Consider the following 18,259-nt stretch of genomic DNA (forward strand, 5'->3'; position numbering starts at 1 on the left):
GCGTGGCACGTTGTGCGGCTATGAGCCCAGCCACTCCCGCCCCGGCATCCCCACCCGCCGCCGCGGCGCCGCCGCTGACCCTGCTGGTCGGCCGCCGCGACCTGCTCGTCGTCGCCGGCCTGCCCGGCGCCGGCAAGAGCACCCTGCTGGGCCGGCTGCGCGCCGGCGCCAGGGACAGCGTTCACGTCCTGGACTCCGACCAGGTGCGCGACGCGCTCCGCTCCGCCTTTCCCGACGCCCTGCCCTACGCCTGGTACCGGCCCCTGGTCCACCTGCTGCACCGGCTGCGCATCGGCGCGTACGCCCTGTTCGGCAGCGGTCCGCTGGTCGTGCACGAGCCCGCGACGCGGGTCACCACCCGCGCGGGCCTGGTCGTCCTCGGGGTGCTGTCGCGCCGGCCCCGGCGGCTGCTGTGGCTCGACGCCAACCCGTGGGAGGCGCTGGCCGGACAGCGCGTGCGGGGGCGGGTCATCCCGGGGCGCTCCTTCGAGCGGCACGTCCGCCGCGCCGTCCGGCTGCGCCGGGCCCTGCGGGACGGCCGGACGCCCCTCGGCTGGAGCGCCGTCACGGTGCTCACCCGGGGGCAGGCGGCGGACGGCCTGCGCCTGGCCGTCACCTCACCGTGAGTTCGCCGGCTACCCTCGGGTGTTGCGTGCCCGCACTCCGGCGGCACGCGCCCGGCATCGACGACGCAGTGAGGTCTGGCGGCCCGTGTTCGACACCCTCTCCGATCGGCTCACCTCGGTCCTGAAGAACCTGCGCGGCAAGGGCAGGCTGTCCGAGGCCGACATCGACGCCACCTGCCGCGAGATCCGCATCGCCCTGCTTGAGGCCGATGTCGCGCTGCCCGTGGTGCGCGGCTTCATCGCGCACGTCAAGGAGCGGGCCAAGGGCGCGGAGGTCTCGCAGGCCCTGAACCCGGCGCAGCAGGTCGTCAAGATCGTCAACGAGGAGCTGGTCGGCGTCCTCGGCGGCGAGACCCGCCGGCTCAACCTGGCCAAGAACCCGCCCACCGTGATCATGCTGGCCGGCCTCCAGGGCGCCGGCAAGACCACGCTGGCCGGCAAGCTCGCCCGCTGGCTCCGCGGCCAGGGCCACACCCCGCTGCTGGTCGCGTGCGACCTCCAGCGCCCCAACGCCGTCACCCAGCTGGAGGTCGTCGGCGAGCGGGCCGGCGTCCCGGTCTTCGCGCCCGAGCGCGGCAACGGCGTCGGCGACCCGGTCGAGGTCGCCCGCCGCGGCGTCGAGCAGGCCCGGCACGCCCAGCACGACGTCGTCGTGATCGACACCGCCGGCCGGCTGGGCGTCGACCAGGAGATGATGCGCCAGGCCGCCGACATCCGGGACGCGGTGCGCCCGGACGAGACCCTGTTCGTGGTCGACGCGATGATCGGCCAGGACGCGGTCACCACCGCCGAGGCGTTCCGCGACGGCGTCGGCTTCACCGGCGTCGTGCTCACCAAGCTCGACGGCGACGCGCGCGGCGGCGCCGCGCTCAGCGTCCGCCAGGTCACCGGCCAGCCGATCCTGTTCGCCTCCAACGGCGAGAAGCTGGAGGACTTCGACGTCTTCCACCCGGACCGGATGGCCAGCCGCATCCTGGGCATGGGCGACGTCCTCACCCTCATCGAGCAGGCCGAGCAGGTCTTCGACGCCCGGCAGGCCGAGCAGACCGCCGCCAAGATCGGCTCCGGCGAGCTGACGCTGGAGGACTTCCTGGAGCAGATGCTCGCCGTCCGGCGGATGGGGCCGATCGCGAACCTGCTCGGCATGCTGCCCGGCGCCGGCCAGATGAAGGACGCCCTGGCCCAGGTCGACGAGCGGCACCTGGACCGGGTGCAGGCGATCATCCGCGGCATGACCCCGGCCGAGCGCCAGGACCCCAAGATGATCAACGCCTCGCGTCGGCAGCGCATCGCCCGCGGTTCCGGCGTCACCGTCAGCGAGGTCAACGACCTGGTCAACCGGTTCTTCGACGCCCGCAAGATGATGGCCCAGATGGCGGGGCGGTTCGGCCTGCCCGGCTCCGGCGGCCTCGGCAAGAAGGCCAAGGGCAAGAAGGGGAAGAAGGGCAAGAAGGGGCGCGGCCCGACGCCGCCGAAGCTGCGCGGCGGCCTGCCCGGCCTGCCGGGCGGGATGCCCGGCGGCATGCCCGACCTGTCCCACCTGCCCCCCGGCCTCAACGAGCTGCCGCCCGGCCTGTCCGGCCTCGACCAGCTCCCCGCCGGCTTCGACCCGTCGAAGCTGAACTTCGGCAAGAAGTGAGCCGCTGATGGCGCTGCACTTCCGCGCCGTGGTCCTGCCCGAGGGCCAGCCGCGCGACCTGTGGGTGGTCAACGGGCGCGTCCGCACCCGGCCGGCGCCCGGCGCGACCACCGTCAGCGACGGCGGCTACCTCGTGCCGGGCCTGGTCGACGCGCACTGCCACGTCGGCATCGGCCCCGCCGGCCCGGTGAACCTCGCCGAGGCCGAGGAGCAGGCCGTCGTCGACCGGGACTCCGGCGTCCTGCTGATCCGCGACTGCGGCTCGCCCCTGGACACCCGCCCGCTCCAGGAGCGCCTCGACCTGCCGCGGATCATCCGCGCCGGTCGGCACCTGGCCCGACCCCGGCGCTACATCCGCTACCTCGGCGCCGAGCTGGAGGACCCCGAGCTGCTGCCCGCCGCCGTGGCGGAGCAGGTGGCCGCGGGCGACGGCTGGGTCAAGCTCGTCGGCGACTGGATCGACCGGTCCCAGGGGGCGACCGCCGACCTCGCGCCGCTGTGGCCGGACGACGTCCTGGCCGAGGCGATCCGCGTCGCGCACGAGGCCGGGGCCAGGGTCACCGCGCACGTCTTCGGCGAGGACGCCCTGCCGGGCCTGCTGGCCGCCGGGATCGACTGCGTCGAGCACGGCACCGGCCTGACCGACGACACCATCGCCGAGATGGCGGCCAGGGGCACCGCGCTCGTGCCCACCCTCATCAACATCGAGAACTTCCCCTCGATCGCGGACGGGACCGACCGGTACCCGACCTACGCCGCCCACATGCGCGACCTGCACGCGCGGGTCCGCACCACCGTCGGCAAGGCCGTCGAGGCCGGTGTCCCGGTCTACGCCGGCACCGACGCGGGTGGCGGCATCAAGCACGGCCGCATCGCCGACGAGGTCGTCGCCCTGCACGAGGTCGGCATGAGCGCCGAACAGGCGCTCGGCGCGGCCTCGTGGGCCGCGCGCCGCTGGCTGGGCTGGCCGGCGCTCGACGACGGCGACCCCGCGGACTTCGTGGTCTACGACACCGACCCCCGGGCCGACCTGGGGGCGCTGCGGGAGCCCGCGCGCGTCGTGCTGCGGGGCCGCGTCGTTCGTTGACCACCCAGGATGTGATCGGTTCACGGTGTTCGGGTAACCGGAAGGTGTGAAGCACCACCGGGAGGACGCTCGCCTCGACCGTCCGTCGCCACGTCAGCGGTCCGCCTCCTCGACCGGCGCACCACGACCAGCCGGTCGGGGGAGGAGGCCCGCGTGACGAGCCCGTCCGCCGGCGCCGACCGCGGCCCGCGGGGCGGTCCCGCCGGATTGATCCGATCGGGGCCGCTCACCTGCGGATAGGCTCAGTCGGCTGGAGGACACCAGGGCTGCGAGGGCAGCGATGCCGGACCGGCACCGTCCCTGACGTTCGGAGGCGCCCGTGCACGCACCGCAGACACCCGAGCCACCGCGCCGGCCCGCCCTCCGCTCCCGGCTGCTGCGGACGCTGGTCCCGGGTGTCGAGAGCCTGCCCGGCAGCGGCGACCCGCCGCGACACCGCTGGGGCTTCGGGGCGTTCCTGCTGGTCCAGGCCGTCTTCCTGATCACGTCGGTGTTCGTGGTCATCCCGTTCCGACCGGCGGGCGACGAGCAGCGGCTGCCCCCGACCGGCATCGTGGTCGCCCTGGTCGTCCCCACCGTGCTCGCCGCCGTCGCCGCGATCGTCATCACCGTCGTGCGCGGCAACGGCCCCTGGCGCGACCTGCGGCTGCGGTGGAGCTGGGCGGAGGTCCGGGTCGGCCTGGCCATCGGCGTCCTGGGGCTCGTCCCCACCCTCGTCGCCGCCCGGCTGTGGTCCTGGTGGGTGGGGGAGGACAACGCCAACTCCGCCGTCGGCTCCCTGCTGTCCGACATCCGGCTCTCGCCCACGCTGGCCGTGGTGGTGTTCCTCCACGTGTGGCTGGTCGCCCCGATCTGCGAGGAGATCATCTACCGCGGGCTGCTGTGGGGCGCGATGGAGCGCCTGCGCTGGAGCCGCTGGAGCGTGTTCGTGCTGTCCACCGCGGTGTTCGCGGTCGGCCACCTCGAACCGTCCCGCACCCCGCTGCTGCTGGTGATCGCCATCCCGATCGGGCTGGCCCGCCTGGTCACCGGTGGCCTGCCCGCCGCGATCATCGCGCACCAGGTGAACAACTTCCTGGCCGCGGTCGGCGTCCTGCTGACCGTGTCCGGGATGATGCCGGTCTGACCGCCGCCGAGGCCGCTGGGCTCCCCTCGGCCCCCGAGGCGGTCGTCGACTGCGGCTACGCCCCGGCGGGTCGCTCGTGCCCCGCGGGCGTACCTGGCGCGCTGCCCACGGCCAACCGACGCCGTCGTCGGGCGGGCCCTCCGCCTGGCCGAGCACGGCGAGGTCGTGGCCGTCGTCGGCACCGTGCTGGCGACCCCTCGCCAGGTCGCTCTGCCTGCACGGGGACGCGTCCGGAGCCGTCGCGCACGCGCGTCCGGCGCGCCCGGCGTTGATCTCCGCTGGCGTCCCGCTCCGGCCGTTCGCGACGGTCCGGGGCGGCCGCGTTTCCCGCGACCCGGTTTCGTCTGGCAGAATGGCATGCTGTCTGCCTCGGCCGGTCCCTCTCGCCGCGCCGTGGACGCAAACGTCCGAGCGCTCGGACCCGTTGCCCCACACGGGCCACGGGCGCTCACCCGTGAGCACACGAGAGCTAGGAGCACTCCGCACCGTGGCCGTCAAGATCAAGCTCATGCGGCTTGGCAAGATCCGTCAGCCGTACTACCGCATCGTCGTCGCCGACGCCCGCACCCGCCGTAACGGCAAGGCCATCGAGACGATCGGCAAGTACCACCCGAAGGACGAGCCGAGCCTCATCGAGGTCGACTCGGAGCGCGCGCAGTACTGGCTGGGCGTCGGCGCGCAGCCGACCGAGCCGGTGCAGCGCCTCCTGGAGATCTCCGGCGACTGGCAGAAGTTCAAGGGCCTGCCCGTGCCGGAGGGCACGCTGAAGAAGGCCGAGCCGAAGCCGGACAAGAAGGCCCTGTTCGAGGCCGCCCTCGCCGCCGCGGGCGAGGAGCCCGTCGTCGAGGCCACCACCCCGAAGAAGAAGGGTGGCAAGAAGGCCGACAAGGCCGAGGGCGCCGAGGCCGAGGCCGCCGAGAAGGCCGAGGGCGGCGAGGCGTGACCGTCCTCGCGGACGCCCTGGAGCACCTGGTTCGCGGCATCGTCGACAACCCGGACGAGGTCCGGGTCAACCTGGTCACGACCCGCCGCGGCCGCACGCTCGAGGTGCACGTGCACCCGGACGACCTCGGCAAGGTGATCGGGCGTGGTGGCCGCACCGCGACCGCGCTGCGCACCGTGATGGCCGGCATCGGTGGTCGAGGTGTGCGCGTGGACGTGGTCGACACCGACCGCTGATCACTCGTACTGGTGGTTCTGGGACCCATGGACGTCGTTGTCGGCCGTGTCGCCAAGGCGCACGGCATCCGAGGTGAACTGGTCGTCGACGTGCGGACCGACTCCCCCGAGGAGCGGTTCGCCGCCGGCTCGGTCCTCGGCGCGCGACTGCGCGACGGCACGTCCCGCACGGTCACCGTGGCAGCCGCCCGGCCTCACGCCGGGCGGCTGCTGGTGCGTTTCGAGGGCGTGGCGAGCCGGGACGCCGCCGAGGCCCTGCGCGGCACCCTGCTCACCGTCGACACGGCGACGCTGCCGCCGACCGAGGACCCGGACGAGTTCTACGACCACGAGCTGGAGGGCCTGGTCGCCGAACTGACCGACGGCACCCGGGTCGGCAGGGTCGTGGAGGTCGTGCACGGCCCGGCCGGCGAGCTGCTGGTGCTCGCCGGGGAGGGTGGCGGCGAGATCCTGGTGCCGTTCGTCGGCGAGATCGTGCCGGAGGTCGACGTCGCCGGCGGGCGCCTCGTGCTGACCCCACCCCCCGGCTTGCTGGATGAGGCCTGAAGCGTTGCGCATCGACGTCGTCACGATCTTTCCCGAGTACCTGGCCCCGCTCCGCGCGGCCCTGCTGGGCAAGGCCCTCGACCGGGGGCTGCTCCAGCTCGGCCTGCACGACCTGCGCGACTGGACGCACGACGTGCACCGGGCGGTGGACGACAGCCCCTACGGCGGCGGTCCCGGCATGGTGATGAAGCCCCAGGTGTGGGGCGAGGCACTCGACGAGGTGTGCGCGGGTCCCACCCCGCCCCGCCTCGTGGTGCCCACGCCGGGGGGACGGCCGTTCACCCAGGAGGTGGCCAGGGAGTACGCGGCCGAGCCCTGGCTGGTCTTCGCCTGCGGCCGGTACGAGGGCATCGACCAGCGAGTGCTGGACCACTACGCCGCGCGCATGCCGGTGGACGAGGTGTCCATCGGCGACTACGTGCTCGTCGGCGGCGAGGTCGCGGTGCTGGTCATCGTCGAGGCGGTGGCGCGGCTACTGCCCGGCGTGCTGGGCAACCCGGCGTCGGCCGAGGAGGACTCGTTCTCCGACGGCCTGCTGGAGGGCCCCTGTTACACCCGCCCCGAGGTCTGGCGCGACCTCGCGGTGCCCGACGTGCTGCGCTCCGGCAACCACGCCGCCATCGCCCGTTGGCGGCGTGACCGGGCGCTCGAGCGCACCTTCCACCGGCGGCCGGACCTGTTGGCCGCGCTGCCGGCGGAGGCGCTGGACCGGAACGATCGCAAGGTGCTCGACCGACTCCACTCCGACCAGGGAGAACGAGCGGCCGAGCAGGGGTCGATTTCCTGAGGCGCGCGGCCGTCTGGCACACTGGACCGGTTGCTGCAGCCGGCCAGGTGCCGGCGTGCGCCACAAGCCACCCCCGCCAGCCGGGCTGACGCGCGGCTACCAGCGGGGTACGAGAGTCAACGCGAACCGACGAGGACGGACTTCCGATGAACACCCTGGACGCTCTGGACGCCAAGTCGCTGCGTTCCGACATCCCCGACTTCCGCCCGGGCGACACTCTGAAGGTCCACGTCCGCGTCATCGAGGGCTCGCGCGAGCGGGTGCAGGTCTTCCAGGGCGTGGTGATCCGTCGTCAGGGTGGCGGTCTCCGCGAGACCTTCACCGTGCGCAAGGTCTCCTTCGGTGTCGGCGTGGAGCGGACCTTCCCGGTGCACTCGCCGAACCTGGCCAAGGTCGAGGTCGCCACCCGTGGTGACGTCCGCCGGGCCAAGCTGTACTACCTGCGCAACCTGCGCGGCAAGGCCGCCAAGATCAAGGAGCGCCGCGAGACCCCGGCCTCCTGAGGCCGAGCGCCGATCATTGTCGTAGCCTGGCTCACGTGGCCGACGTAGTGCCTTCGACAGCACCCCAGGACGACCCGGACCGCACGGCGGGCGCCGCCGGCGGGTCCTCGGACCCCGGAGGGTCCGGGTCGTCTTCGGGCGAGCGGCGGAAGAAGAAGGGTTCCTTCTGGCGGGAGTTCCCGCTGTTGGTGCTCACCGCGCTGGTGCTCACGTTCCTGATCCAGACGTTCCTGGCGCGGGTGTACGTGATTCCGTCGCAGTCGATGGAGCAGACCCTGCACGGGTGCGGGGGGTGCACCAACGACCGGGTGTTGGTGGACAAGGTGACGTACCGGTTCTCGGACCCGGGGCCGGGCGACGTGGTGGTGTTCAAGGGCCCGGACTCGTGGGGTCGGAACTCGGAGTTCGCCGGGAGCCGGTCGTCGAATCCGGTGGTGCGGTGGTTCCAGGACCTGGGATCGGCGGTCGGGATCGGTCAGCCGGACGAGCGGGACTTCGTGAAGCGGGTCATCGCGGTGGGCGGCCAGACGGTCGAGTGGGACGCCGAGGCTAAGAAGGTCAAGGTCGACGGCAAGCTGCTCGACGAGCCCTACATCCACTGGGAAGAGGGCACCGGGCCGGAGAACGTCGAGCCGTTCGGACCCGTGACCGTGCCGGCCGGGCACCTGTGGATGATGGGCGACAACCGGAACTTCTCGGCTGACTCCCGCGCCCACATGCAGGACGACGCCCAGGGCACGGTGCCGGTGGACAACGTCATCGGCAAGGCCAGGGTGATCGTTCTGCCGCCGTCGCGGTGGCAGGGCATCGGCGACCACAACCCGCAGGCCCAGGCGTCCGCGTTGGGCGCGCCGGTCTGGCAGGCCGGCATCCCGCTGGGCATCGGTGTGGCCGGGGCGTTCCCGGTGCTGTGGATCGGTCGTCGGCTGCGCGCGCGGCTGCCGATCCAGCGCGCGCGGCTGCCGATCCAGCGTGGGAGGCGCGACCAGGAGTGACGGCGGGACCCGAGGTCCTGCGCCCGCCACGGGCCGTCGTGCGACGCAGCACGGGGAGTTGGGCGCTACAGGGCGCGTTGGATCGCCGAGGACTCGGCCCGGTCGCCGGCGTGGACGAGGCCGGTCGTGGCGCCTGTGCCGGTCCGCTGGTGGTGGCCGCCTGTGTGCTGCGCCCCGGCGACGGTCGACGCCTCACCGAACTGGCCGACTCGAAACTGCTCACCGCGTTGGCGAGGGACCGGGTCTACGACGCGGTGGTCGCCAGGGCGCTGGCGTGGTCGGTCGTGGTGATCCCGGCGGCCGAGGTGGACGGGCTGGGTGTCCACGTGGCGAACCTGGAGGGCATGCGCCGGGCGGTGGCCCGGCTGTCCGTGCATCCGGGCTACGTGCTCACCGACGGCTTCCCCGTCCCCGGACTGACCGCCCCGACCGTGGCGGTGGTGAAGGGGGACCGGGTCGCCGCCTGCGTGGCCGCCGCGTCGGTGCTGGCCAAGGTCACCAGGGACCGGATCATGGCGAAGCTGCACGCCGACCTCCCGGTCTACGGTTTCGACGTGCACAAGGGCTACAGCACGGGTGAGCACACCGCGGCTCTGGCGGAGCACGGGCCGAGCGCGGAGCACCGGTGGTCGTACGTCAACGTGGCCACGGCAGGAGCGAGGCACGGCATGCGCCCGCCACACCGGGTGGCGCGCGGTGGTGTGATGGCCTCCGTGGTGAACAATGGGGAGCCCCGCGCCGCGGGGTCCGGCGGTTGGTGACGAGGAGGAGCGCGGGGGCGATGAGCGCGGAGGATCTCGAGAAGTACGAGACCGAGATGGAGCTGCAGCTCTACAAGGAGTACCGCGACATCGTCGGCCAGTTCTCCTACGTGGTGGAGACCGAGCGGCGCTTCTACCTGGCCAACGCGGTCGACGTGCAGGTGCGCAACGCCGAGGGCGAGGTCTACTTCGAGGTGCGCATGTCCGACGCGTGGGTGTGGGACATGTACCGCCCGGCGCGGTTCGTGAAGAACGTCCGGGTGATCACCTTCAAGGACGTCAACGTCGAGGAGCTCGACAAGCCCGAGCTGAGACTGCCGGAGGCCGGCCCGTTCGGGAGCTGACGTCTCGCTCCTCCGGCGGACCGGAGGGCATCCTTTCGCGGGCCTGACAGAACCTTCCGTGATCGCCGCGCCGGGACTGTCACCCGGCAGGATCAGCGGATCGAACGAAACCAGAAAGCCACCCGTTCACAGCGGGTGGCTTTCCGGTTTTTCCGCACCCGCACCCGCCGCCTGTAGCGCACCGGCCTGACATTTCCGCCCTGCTTCACCCGTTGGGGAAAGCAGTTGTCCACAGGGCCACGAGTTGTCCCCAGCCAGCGCGTTCGCCCTGGCCCCGGCCTCCCCGACCCGGCACCGTCGTCGTGACAGCCGACGAAGGGAGAAGCCGTGAACCGGGGAATCGGATCGGGGACGAAAACCGCCCCAGGGAAGGCGCCGAAGCGCACGACCGCGCAACTGGGCCGGCAGGGCGAGGACATGGCCGCCGCCCACCTGGAACAACAGGGCTTCGTGGTGCTCTCGCGGAACTGGCGGTGCCCGCAGGGCGAACTCGACATCGTCGCCACCGACGGGGACCGGGTGGTCATCTGCGAGGTGAAGACCAGAGCGGGACCCGGCTGGGGCAAACCGGTCGAGGTCCTCACCGAGGCCCAACGCCGACGGATCCGCCACGCGACCATGGCGTGGCTGTCCACCTTCCGGGTGCCGTGGTGCGACCTCCGCTTCGACCTGGTGGGCGTGACCTGGCCGCCGGACGGCCCCGTGCGCCTCCACCACCTGGAAGGGGCGTTCTGAGATGGCACTCGCCAGGACGTGGTCGGTCGCGTTGTCCGGAGTGGACGGCGTGCCCGTCGAGATCGAGGCCGACATCGGCAACGGCCTGCCGAAGGTCCGGCTGGTCGGCCTGCCCGACCCCTCCCTCACCGAGGCCAAGGAACGACTGCGGGCCGCCGTGCGCAACAGCGGGGAGTCGTGGCCGTCCCAGCACGTCACGCTCGGCCTGTCGCCGGCCGCCCTGCCCAAGAACGGCTCCGGTTACGACCTCGCGCTCGCCTGCGCGGTCCTGGCCGCGGCCGGCAGCGTCCCCCAGGGGGCGTGGGAGTTCACCGTGCTGGTCGGGGAGCTCGCGCTGGACGGACGCGTCCGTCCGGTGCGCGGCGTGCTCCCGGGACTGCTCGCTGCGCGCCGACACGGACTGCGTCGGGCGGTGGTGCCGGTCTCTACCCTTCCGGAGGCGGCACTGGTCGACGACGTGGAGGTCCTCGGGGCGTGCACGCTCGCCGACGTGCTCGCCTCGGCTCGGGGCGAACAGGGCCGGCTCGTCCCGCCGGAGGAACCACCCCAGGCGGCGCCGCCCGCCCGTCCGGACCTCGCCGACGTGGTGGGGCAGCCGGAGGCCCGCTGGGCGTTGGAGGTGGCCGCGGCCGGTGGCCACCACCTGTTGCTCCTGGGGCCGCCGGGCACCGGCAAGACGATGCTGGCCCACCGCCTCGCCGGGCTGCTGCCGGACCTGACGCGCAGTGAGGCGCTGGAGGTCACCGCCATCCACTCGGTGGCCGGCCAGCTCGACAGCTCCGCACCGCTGGTGACCACCGCCCCGTTCATCGCTCCCCACCACTCGACGTCGGTGGCCGCGTTGGTCGGTGGCGGCGGGGGACTGGCCAAGCCCGGCGCTGTCAGCCGTGCCCACCGGGGCGTGCTGTTCCTGGACGAGGCCTGCGAGTTCGGCGCACGCCGGTTGGAGGCGTTGCGAACAGCGCTGGAGGAGGGCGAGGTGCGCCTCGCCCGCCGGGACGGGGTGGTCCACTACCCGGCCCGCTGCCAGTTGGTTCTCGCCGCGAACCCCTGTCCGTGCGCTCCGGCCCGCGACTCCGACTGCGTGTGCCCACCGAACGTCCGTCGGCGCTACCTCTCCCGGTTGTCCGGGCCGCTCCTCGACCGCGTCGATCTCCGGGTGCACATGCGCCCACTGGTCGCGATGTCGGCGGTCGGCGTGGAGTCGGAGAACACGACCGTCGTCCGGGAGCGGGTGTGCCGGGCCAGGGAGGCGGCGGCCGCCCGTTGGGGTGAGCACGGCTGGCGGACCAACGCCGAGGCACCCGGTCCCGCGCTCCGCCGGCGGTTCGCCCTGCCCCGCAAGGTGACGTCGGTCCTGGACCGCGGCCTGAACCTCGGCACGATCACTGGCCGAGGAGCTGACCGCAGCCTGCGAGTGGCCTGGACACTCGCCGACCTGGCCGGAGCCGACCGACCGGACGCCGACCACGTGGCCGCCGCGCTGGAGTTCCGGGAGAGGAGGGTGGCATGAGCACCGCCGACCACGAGGTGCGCACCGCCAGGGCCTACCTCTCCCGCGTCGCCGAGCCGCCAGCGCCGGCGTTGGCCACCCTCGTCACCCATGTCGGGCCGGTGCTCGCCGCGCACCTGGTGCGGTCCGGCGAGGTCCCACCCGAGGTGGGCAAGGAGACCGACGCGCGTCGTCTGGTCCACCAACCCGAGCACGACCTGGCCGCCGCGGCCGCGGCGGGCGCCCGCCTGGTGGTCCCCGAGGATGATGAGTGGCCGGCGTGGCCGCTCGCGGCGTTCGACCTCGCGACCGCGCGCGGTTTGGTCGCGCCGTTGGCGCTGTGGGTCCGAGGTCGCCAGCCGCTGAGCGAGCTGGTCGAGCGCGCGGTCGCGGTGGTCGGAGCCCGGGCGGCCACCGCCTACGGCGAGACCATGGCCGCCGAGATCGGCCACGGCCTCGCGGGCCGAGGGATCACCGTTGTCTCCGGCGCCGCCTACGGCATCGACGGAGCCGCCCACCGGGGCGCACTGGCCGCCGAAGGAACCACCCTGGCGGCTCTCGCGTGCGGCATCGACCTCAGCTACCCGGCCGGCCACACCAGGCTCCTCGACCAGATCGCCGCGACCGGCGCGGTCATCTCCGAGTACCCCCCTGGTTCGGTGGCAGCACGGCACCGCTTCCTGGTGCGAAACCGCCTGATCGCCGGCCTGACAGAGGGCACGGTGGTCGTTGAAGCGGGGGTCCGCAGCGGTTCCCGCAACACCGCGGCCACGGCAAGGGCGCTCGGCCGCGTCGTGATGGCCGTGCCCGGCCCGGTGACGTCGGCGATGTCGGTGGGATGCCACGCCCTCATCCGCGACGAGGCAGCTCTGCTGGTCGGCCGGGTGGAGGAGGTTGTCGAGTCGGTTGGCCGGCTGGGGCTCGACCTCGCGGACGAACCCGAGGCGGCACGGAGGCACACAGACGACCTTGACCCCGAGACGCTCCGCGTCCACGAGGCGCTGCCCCAGCGGGGTGGCCGCAGCGCGGAGGAGGTCGCCTTCGAGTCGGGCGTGCCTCTCAACCGGGTCCGGGCGCTCCTCCCGACGCTGGAGTTGTCCGGCCACGCCGAACGCTGCGACGAAGGCTGGCGCTGCCCCCGACGGCCCCGCGCGCCCTCGACTCGCCCCTCGTCCGATGCCGTGCTCCGCCCCACCCGTGCTCCGCCACATCCCCCTGGCTGAGTCGGCCCCGAGTCAGGCGTGGGACCGCGGCCCCGCCCGGCTCCCAGGCATCCACCGGCCTGGAGCACCGCAGCCTCAGCCACCTCACCTCACTTGGGGCTGACTGAGCCCAGCGCCGTCGAGGGACGTCATCACCCGCCCTCACGCGGTGCCACGCCACGCCGGCATCCACACGTCTGCCGGACACCAGGGCACCCCGCCGGTGCCCGACACCACCACCACATCGGGGGTACATCCACACGACCAACACACAGGGGCCGGGGGCGGGGAGGGGAGGGGGTGGGGGGAGGGGCCCCGGGGGGTGGGAGACGAAGGAAGGGTTGATGCAGGTGGGAGGGGTGGGGCTGGAGAGTCGTGAGGTTCTGGGGGGAGTAGGGGTGGGTGTGGGGTTGCGGAAGCGGGGTGTGGCAAGGGGGGAGCCAGAAGATCACTGATCTTGGGGGAAGGGCGTGGCGATGCTTGACCCGGCGGGGTGGGGCGCGCAGCGTTACGGGGCGTGACGGCCGCGCATGGTTCTCGGGGCAGAGTTGATCTGCGGGGTGCTCGGGCTCGTCTTCCGGTGGCGTTCGGTGAGGCGGTGGACGGGTTCGAGCGGCACCTGCGTGCTGAGCGCGGGTTGTCGGCGCACACGGTGCGGGCGTACGTCGGGGATGTGGTGTCGCTGGTGGACCAGGTCGCGCGTGCCGGGGCGGACGGGTGGGAAGCCCTGGACCTCGGGGCGTTGCGGGGCTGGCTGGCCGCTCTGCGGGAGGCGGGGGCGAGCCGGACGACGCTGGCCCGGCGCGCTGCCGCGGCGCGGGCCTTCACCGGCTGGGCCAAGCGGGCGGGGTGGTTGGCGACGGATCCGGGGCAGCGGTTGACGGCCCCGCGGGCGGCGCGTCGTCTCCCCGCGGTGTTGCGCGCCGAGCAGGCTTCGGCGGTGATGGCGGCCTCGGCGTCGGGCGCCGCCGAGGAGGACCCGGTTGCGCTCCGTGACCATGCGGTGGTGGAGTTGCTCTACGCGTCCGGGGTCCGTGTGTCCGAGTTGTGCGGCATGGACGTCGATGACGTCGATCTCGATCGCCGGGTGGTGCGGGTGCTCGGCAAGGGAGGGCGGGAGCGGGTCGTGCCGTACGGGGAACCGGCTGAGCGGGCGCTGCGGGTGTGGTTGGCGCGGGGCAGACCTTCGCTGGTCACAGCGGGTTCACCTGCGGCGTTGTTCCTCGGCGCGCGGGGCGGGCGGCTCGGGCCGCGGTGCGCCCGTCGGGTGGTGCACGAGGCGGTCTCGGCGGTGCCGGGCGCGAGCCGGACGGGGCCGCACGGGCTGCGGCACTCGGCCGCGACCCATCTGCTGGAAGGCGGAGCCGACCTCCGCAGCGTTCAGGAACTGCTCGGTCACGCTACGCTCGCAACGACGCAGCTCTACACCCACGTCACCGTTGACCGGTTGAAGGCGATCCATGACCGAACCCACCCCCGTTCCTGACGATGCCGGGGGAGGTTCCCGCGCGGCAGCGGCGCCCACGGCGTCCTTGGTGGGGCGCCGTTCCTCGCGGGACGACGGCCCCGGCACCGCGGTCTCACCGCGTGCCACCCCGGGTCGGGGGGTTGGTGATGGCGTGACGGCTGACGCCGTTGTCACAGGGAGTGGCGGGGAGTGCGTGCGGGTGCGGGCGACGGGTGCGCGGACGATGGGTGTTGAGGATCGGCGGGACGGCGGCGGGGCCGCCAGCGCCGGAGGTGACCAGCGCAGCGCTGACGACGTCGAGGCGGGCATCGTCGCCCTGTGGCGGGCGTACGGCCGCAGTGGGGACCAGTCGCTGCGGGACCGGTTGGTGCTGCACTACGCGCCGTTGGTGAAGTACGTGGCCGGGCGGGTCGGAACGGGCCTGCCCTCGCACGTCGACGTGGCCGACCTGGTGCAGTCGGGGATCTTCGGGCTGGTCGACGCGATCGAGAAGTTCGAGCCCGAGCGGGGCCTGAAGTTCGAGACCTACGCGATGCAGCGCATCCGCGGGGCGATCCTGGACGACCTGCGGGCCCAGGACTGGGTGCCGAGGTCGGTGCGCAGCCGGGCGCGGGACGTGGAGCGGGCGTTGGAGCGGCTGGAGGCCCGGTTGCAGCGCACGGCGACCGACGCCGAGCTCGCCACCGAGCTCGGGATCGGCCTGGGTGAGCTGCGCGAGCTGTACGCGCAGCTCCAGCTGACCAGCGTCGTCGCGCTGGACGAGCTGATCGCCGCGGGGCGGGGCAGCGCGTCGTTGGCCGAGACGTTGCCCGACGACCGCGCCGAGGATCCGGTGGCCAGCCTGGTCGACCAGGACAGCCGCCGTCAGCTCGCCGACGCGATCGCCCAGCTCAGCGAGCGGGACCGGATCGTCGTGACGCTCTACTACTTCGAGAACCTCACCCTGGCCGAGATCGGCCGGGTGCTCGGGGTGACCGAGTCCCGGGTCTGCCAGCTCCACACGCGTGCCGTGTTGCGGCTGCGGACGAAGCTGGCCGAGCAGAACGACGCCTGATCCGTCGGTTGTTCGGGCGAGGTCTCGCGGTCACCTCTCCTTCCAGGGCAGCAGCCGTACCCGGTGTGGTCGCAGCAGGCGGAGCGGGTCGAGGTACTCGCGTTCGCGGCGGACGCCCCAGTGCAGGCAGGCCGCCCCCTCCCCGTGCGCGGGGCAGCCGGGGTGGCCTGCGTCCAGGACGCCGATGACCTGGCCGCGGCGCACGCGTTGGGTGGCCTCGACGCGCGGGGTCACCGGCTCGTAGGTGGTGCGGAGCCCGCCGGGGTGCCCGATGGTGATCACGTTGCGGTCGACGACGGGGCCGGCGAGCAGCACGATTCCGTCCCCCGCGGCCAGCACCGGCTGGCCCACGGCGCCGCCGAGGTCGACGCCGCGGTGTCCGGGGCCGTACGGGTGTGGTGGGGGGACGAAGGGCCGCAGCACCGGGGGCGGGCCGGACAGGGGCCAGTCGAAGTCGGGGCGGGGCGCGGGGGCCGGTGGTCCGGCGCGGGCCGCCGCGGCCGGGCGCGGGTCCGCGGTCGACGTGGTGAGGAGGCAACAGGCCAGCAGGAGGGTGAGCAGGGCGCGGAGCATGGCTCCACGGTGGCGTGGGCCGTGACGGTGAGCCAGCGCCTGGTCGCCGCCTGTGGACAACTCGGTGTCCTGTGGACAACTCCGGCTCTGACCGGGACCTCCGGGTGAGATCTGTCCGGCCGACCCACTACACTTTCTGCGGCGGTCCGTGTGTGCGCGGACCGACTTCGCGTGTCGGCGCACGCCCCAGCGGTCGCGGGGCACGACGCCCGGCGGTCCCGGCGGACGACCACCCTGATGGTCCTCGGCGGGTCCGGGCGGCGGCGCGGCACCAGGGCGAGGGGCCACCCGGCCCGTCGCGTCAACCGAACCGCGTGTCGGCTCGCACCGGCACGCCCGAGCCACGAGGTGCGGAAACCGGCCATGGCCGTCGTCACCATGAAGCAGCTGCTCGACAGCGGCGTGCACTTCGGACACCAGACCCGGCGCTGGAACCCGAAGATGAAGCGCTACATCCTGACCGAGCGCAACGGCATCTACATCATCGACCTGCAGCAGACGCTGACCTACATCGACCGGGCCTACGAGTTCGTCAAGGAGACCGTGGCCCACGGTGGCAGCATCCTGTTCGTCGGCACCAAGAAGCAGGCCCAGGAGGCCATCGCCGAGCAGGCGCTGCGGGTCGGGATGCCGTTCGTGAACCAGCGCTGGCTGGGCGGCATGCTCACCAACTTCCAGACCGTCCACAAGCGGCTGCAGCGCCTCAAGGAGCTGGAGTCGATGGAGCAGACCGGCGGGTTCCAGGGTCTCACCAAGAAGGAGATCCTGATGCTCACCCGTGAGAAGGACAAGCTCGAGAAGACCCTGGGCGGCATCCGCGACATGCAGAAGGTGCCGAGCGCCATCTGGGTCGTGGACACCAAGAAGGAGCACATCGCCGTCGGCGAGGCCCGCAAGCTGGGCATCCCGGTCGTGGCGATCCTCGACACCAACTGCGACCCGGACGAGGTCGACTACCCGATCCCGGGCAACGACGACGCCATCCGGTCGGCCGCGCTGCTGACCCGCGTGGTCGCCGACGCCGCCGCCGACGGCCTCATGTCGCGGTCCGGCCGGGGCGCCGTGGACGGCGAGGAGAAGCCCGAGCCGGGCGTGGCCAGCGAGGAGCCGCTGGCCGAGTGGGAGCAGGAGCTGCTGACCCGCGCCGACGAGGGCGCGCAGGGCGCCGAGCCCACCGCGCAGGCCTGATCCGTGCCGCCCGTGGCCGCCGTGACCCCACGGCGGCCACGGGCGGGTCACGCCACGTACCCCTCATCCCCGCCGCGTACACCGAAGAAGGACGGACAACGCACGATGGCGAACTACACCGCGGCCGACGTCAAGCGTCTCCGCGAGCTCACCGGCTCCGGCATGATGGACTGCAAGAAGGCGCTGGAGGAGGCGCAGGGCGACTTCGACAAGGCGGTCGAGATCCTGCGCATCAAGGGCGCCAAGGACGTGGGCAAGCGCGCCGAGCGCACCACCGCCAACGGCCTGGTGGCCGCGGACGGCGGCGTGATGATCGAGCTGCGCTGCGAGACCGACTTCGTCGCCAAGAACGCCGACTTCCAGGAGCTGGCCGCGCGGATCGTCGCGGCCGCCAAGGTCGCCAAGCCGGCCGACGTGGAGGCCCTCAAGGCCGTCGAGCTGGACGGCAGGACCGTCGACGCGACCGTGCAGGAGCTCTCGGCCAAGATCGGCGAGAAGCTGGAGCTGGCCAGGGTCGCCGTGTTCGACGGCCCCGTCGCCACCTACCTGCACAAGCGGGCCGCCGACCTGCCGCCGGCCGTCGGCGTGCTGGTCGAGTACACCGGTGACGCGGTGGACGCCGCCAAGGGCGCCGCGATGCAGGTCGCCGCGATGAAGCCGCGCTTCGTCACCCGCGACGAGGTCCCGGCCGACGTGGTCGCCAACGAGCGCCGCATCGCCGAGGAGACCGCCCGCGAGGAGGGCAAGCCGGAGCAGGCCCTGCCGAAGATCGTCGAGGGTCGGGTCAACGGCTTCTTCAAGGACGTCGTGCTGCTGGACCAGGCGTCCGTGCAGGACTCCAAGAAGTCGGTGAAGGCCGTGCTGGACGAGGCGGGCGTGACCGTGACCCGCTTCGCCCGGTTCGAGGTCGGCCAGGCCTGATCCACCCGAGGACGGGGCCGCCGTGCGGCGACA

The 18,259-nt window shown here is 73.1% G+C and carries 20 protein-coding genes; 19 read left to right on the forward strand and 1 reads right to left on the reverse strand.

Translation table 11 applies throughout. The features are described from left to right. Positions 1-20: 20 nt before the first annotated feature. The 17 genes from BUE43_RS20285 (at position 21) to whiG (ending at position 15,544) form a co-directional block, all read left to right on the forward strand. Complete coding sequence (locus BUE43_RS20285; RefSeq protein WP_073485538.1) at positions 21-626, forward strand: AAA family ATPase; 606 nt, start codon at positions 21-23, stop codon at positions 624-626. Between the two features lie 85 nt (positions 627-711). After that, positions 712-2,265 (forward strand): signal recognition particle protein, encoded by a 1,554-nt coding sequence (gene ffh / locus BUE43_RS20290; RefSeq protein WP_073485541.1) that lies wholly within the window; start codon positions 712-714, stop codon positions 2,263-2,265. A 7-nt stretch (positions 2,266-2,272) separates the two neighbouring features. Continuing rightward, positions 2,273-3,352, forward strand: coding sequence for an amidohydrolase family protein (locus BUE43_RS20295; RefSeq protein ID WP_200797605.1), 1,080 nt, complete (start codon positions 2,273-2,275; stop codon positions 3,350-3,352). 319 nt (positions 3,353-3,671) lie between these two features. Beyond that, on the forward strand, positions 3,672-4,478 hold the full coding sequence (locus BUE43_RS20300; protein ID WP_083959866.1) for a CPBP family intramembrane glutamic endopeptidase: 807 nt from the start codon (positions 3,672-3,674) through the stop codon (positions 4,476-4,478). Positions 4,479-4,965: 487 nt separating this feature from the next. Next, on the forward strand, positions 4,966-5,421 hold the full coding sequence (rpsP, locus tag BUE43_RS20305; protein WP_073485544.1) for a 30S ribosomal protein S16: 456 nt from the start codon (positions 4,966-4,968) through the stop codon (positions 5,419-5,421). Further along, a complete protein-coding gene (locus BUE43_RS20310) occupies positions 5,418-5,657 on the forward strand; it encodes an RNA-binding protein (RefSeq protein WP_073485546.1) in 240 nt (79 codons plus the stop codon). The genes rpsP and BUE43_RS20310 overlap by 4 nt, the downstream gene beginning before the upstream one ends. 27 nt (positions 5,658-5,684) lie before the next feature. Further along, positions 5,685-6,203 carry a ribosome maturation factor RimM gene (gene rimM, locus BUE43_RS20315; protein ID WP_073485548.1) on the forward strand — a complete coding sequence of 173 codons (519 nt, stop codon included), beginning with the start codon at positions 5,685-5,687 and terminating at the stop codon, positions 6,201-6,203. 4 nt (positions 6,204-6,207) lie between these two features. Next, complete coding sequence (gene trmD / locus BUE43_RS20320; protein WP_200797622.1) at positions 6,208-6,990, forward strand: tRNA (guanosine(37)-N1)-methyltransferase TrmD; 783 nt, start codon at positions 6,208-6,210, stop codon at positions 6,988-6,990. A gap of 146 nt (positions 6,991-7,136) precedes the next feature. Then, entirely contained in the window at positions 7,137-7,493 is a 357-nt protein-coding gene (gene rplS, locus BUE43_RS20325) for a 50S ribosomal protein L19 (protein WP_073485552.1), read from the forward strand. Positions 7,494-7,528: 35 nt separating this feature from the next. Next, a complete protein-coding gene (gene lepB, locus BUE43_RS20330) occupies positions 7,529-8,488 on the forward strand; it encodes a signal peptidase I (RefSeq protein WP_073485554.1) in 960 nt (319 codons plus the stop codon). Beyond that, positions 8,485-9,249 (forward strand): ribonuclease HII, encoded by a 765-nt coding sequence (locus BUE43_RS20335; protein WP_073485556.1) that lies wholly within the window; start codon positions 8,485-8,487, stop codon positions 9,247-9,249. Before lepB ends, BUE43_RS20335 begins: the two co-directional genes overlap by 4 nt. A gap of 20 nt (positions 9,250-9,269) precedes the next feature. Next, positions 9,270-9,593 (forward strand): DUF2469 domain-containing protein, encoded by a 324-nt coding sequence (locus BUE43_RS20340; RefSeq protein WP_073485559.1) that lies wholly within the window; start codon positions 9,270-9,272, stop codon positions 9,591-9,593. A gap of 327 nt (positions 9,594-9,920) precedes the next feature. Continuing rightward, entirely contained in the window at positions 9,921-10,328 is a 408-nt protein-coding gene (locus BUE43_RS20345) for a YraN family protein (RefSeq protein WP_083959867.1), read from the forward strand. 1 nt (position 10,329) lies between these two features. Beyond that, entirely contained in the window at positions 10,330-11,841 is a 1,512-nt protein-coding gene (locus tag BUE43_RS20350) for a YifB family Mg chelatase-like AAA ATPase (RefSeq protein ID WP_073485561.1), read from the forward strand. Next, positions 11,838-13,043, forward strand: coding sequence for a DNA-processing protein DprA (gene dprA / locus BUE43_RS20355; RefSeq protein ID WP_073485563.1), 1,206 nt, complete (start codon positions 11,838-11,840; stop codon positions 13,041-13,043). Before BUE43_RS20350 ends, dprA begins: the two co-directional genes overlap by 4 nt. Positions 13,044-13,602: 559 nt before the next feature. After that, positions 13,603-14,508: a tyrosine recombinase XerC gene (locus BUE43_RS20360; protein WP_327083468.1), complete on the forward strand. Its 906-nt coding sequence runs from the start codon at positions 13,603-13,605 to the stop codon at positions 14,506-14,508. 205 nt (positions 14,509-14,713) lie between these two features. Then, positions 14,714-15,544, forward strand: coding sequence for an RNA polymerase sigma factor WhiG (gene whiG / locus BUE43_RS20365; RefSeq protein ID WP_083959868.1), 831 nt, complete (start codon positions 14,714-14,716; stop codon positions 15,542-15,544). Positions 15,545-15,574: 30 nt separating this feature from the next. On the opposite strand, the gene BUE43_RS20370 is transcribed toward whiG, so the two are convergent. After that, positions 15,575-16,117, reverse strand: coding sequence for a M23 family metallopeptidase (locus tag BUE43_RS20370; protein WP_073485569.1), 543 nt, complete (start codon positions 16,115-16,117; stop codon positions 15,575-15,577). Between the two features lie 363 nt (positions 16,118-16,480). Here BUE43_RS20370 and rpsB point away from each other — a divergent pair, with 363 nt between their 5' ends. Together rpsB and tsf are read left to right on the forward strand one after the other, a co-directional pair. Continuing rightward, complete coding sequence (gene rpsB / locus BUE43_RS20375) at positions 16,481-17,305, forward strand: 30S ribosomal protein S2 (RefSeq protein ID WP_073486130.1); 825 nt, start codon at positions 16,481-16,483, stop codon at positions 17,303-17,305. A gap of 105 nt (positions 17,306-17,410) precedes the next feature. Beyond that, positions 17,411-18,226, forward strand: a complete 816-nt coding sequence (tsf, locus tag BUE43_RS20380) for a translation elongation factor Ts (RefSeq protein ID WP_073485572.1) — start codon at positions 17,411-17,413, stop codon at positions 18,224-18,226. The last annotated feature ends 33 nt before the right edge of the window (positions 18,227-18,259 follow it).

The sequence above is a fragment of the Streptoalloteichus hindustanus genome, from assembly GCF_900129375.1.
In the GTDB taxonomy this organism is placed as follows: Bacteria; Actinomycetota; Actinomycetes; order Mycobacteriales; family Pseudonocardiaceae; genus Streptoalloteichus; species Streptoalloteichus hindustanus.

Bases quoted from the DNA above. Each gene is read 5' to 3' on its own strand.
- rpsB (WP_073486130.1), top strand. From the start codon at position 16,481: ATGGCCGTCGTCACCATGAAGCAGCTGCTCGACAGCGGCGTGCACTTC.
- BUE43_RS20340 (WP_073485559.1), top strand. From the start codon at position 9,270: ATGAGCGCGGAGGATCTCGAGAAGTACGAGACCGAGATGGAGCTGCAG.
- BUE43_RS20295 (WP_200797605.1), top strand. From the start codon at position 2,273: ATGGCGCTGCACTTCCGCGCCGTGGTCCTGCCCGAGGGCCAGCCGCGC.
- tsf (WP_073485572.1), top strand. From the start codon at position 17,411: ATGGCGAACTACACCGCGGCCGACGTCAAGCGTCTCCGCGAGCTCACC.
- rplS (WP_073485552.1), top strand. From the start codon at position 7,137: ATGAACACCCTGGACGCTCTGGACGCCAAGTCGCTGCGTTCCGACATC.
- rimM (WP_073485548.1), top strand. From the start codon at position 5,685: ATGGACGTCGTTGTCGGCCGTGTCGCCAAGGCGCACGGCATCCGAGGT.
- whiG (WP_083959868.1), top strand. From the start codon at position 14,714: ATGGGTGTTGAGGATCGGCGGGACGGCGGCGGGGCCGCCAGCGCCGGA.
- BUE43_RS20370 (WP_073485569.1), bottom strand. From the start codon at position 16,117: ATGCTCCGCGCCCTGCTCACCCTCCTGCTGGCCTGTTGCCTCCTCACC.
- BUE43_RS20285 (WP_073485538.1), top strand. From the start codon at position 21: ATGAGCCCAGCCACTCCCGCCCCGGCATCCCCACCCGCCGCCGCGGCG.
- BUE43_RS20350 (WP_073485561.1), top strand. From the start codon at position 10,330: ATGGCACTCGCCAGGACGTGGTCGGTCGCGTTGTCCGGAGTGGACGGC.
- dprA (WP_073485563.1), top strand. From the start codon at position 11,838: ATGAGCACCGCCGACCACGAGGTGCGCACCGCCAGGGCCTACCTCTCC.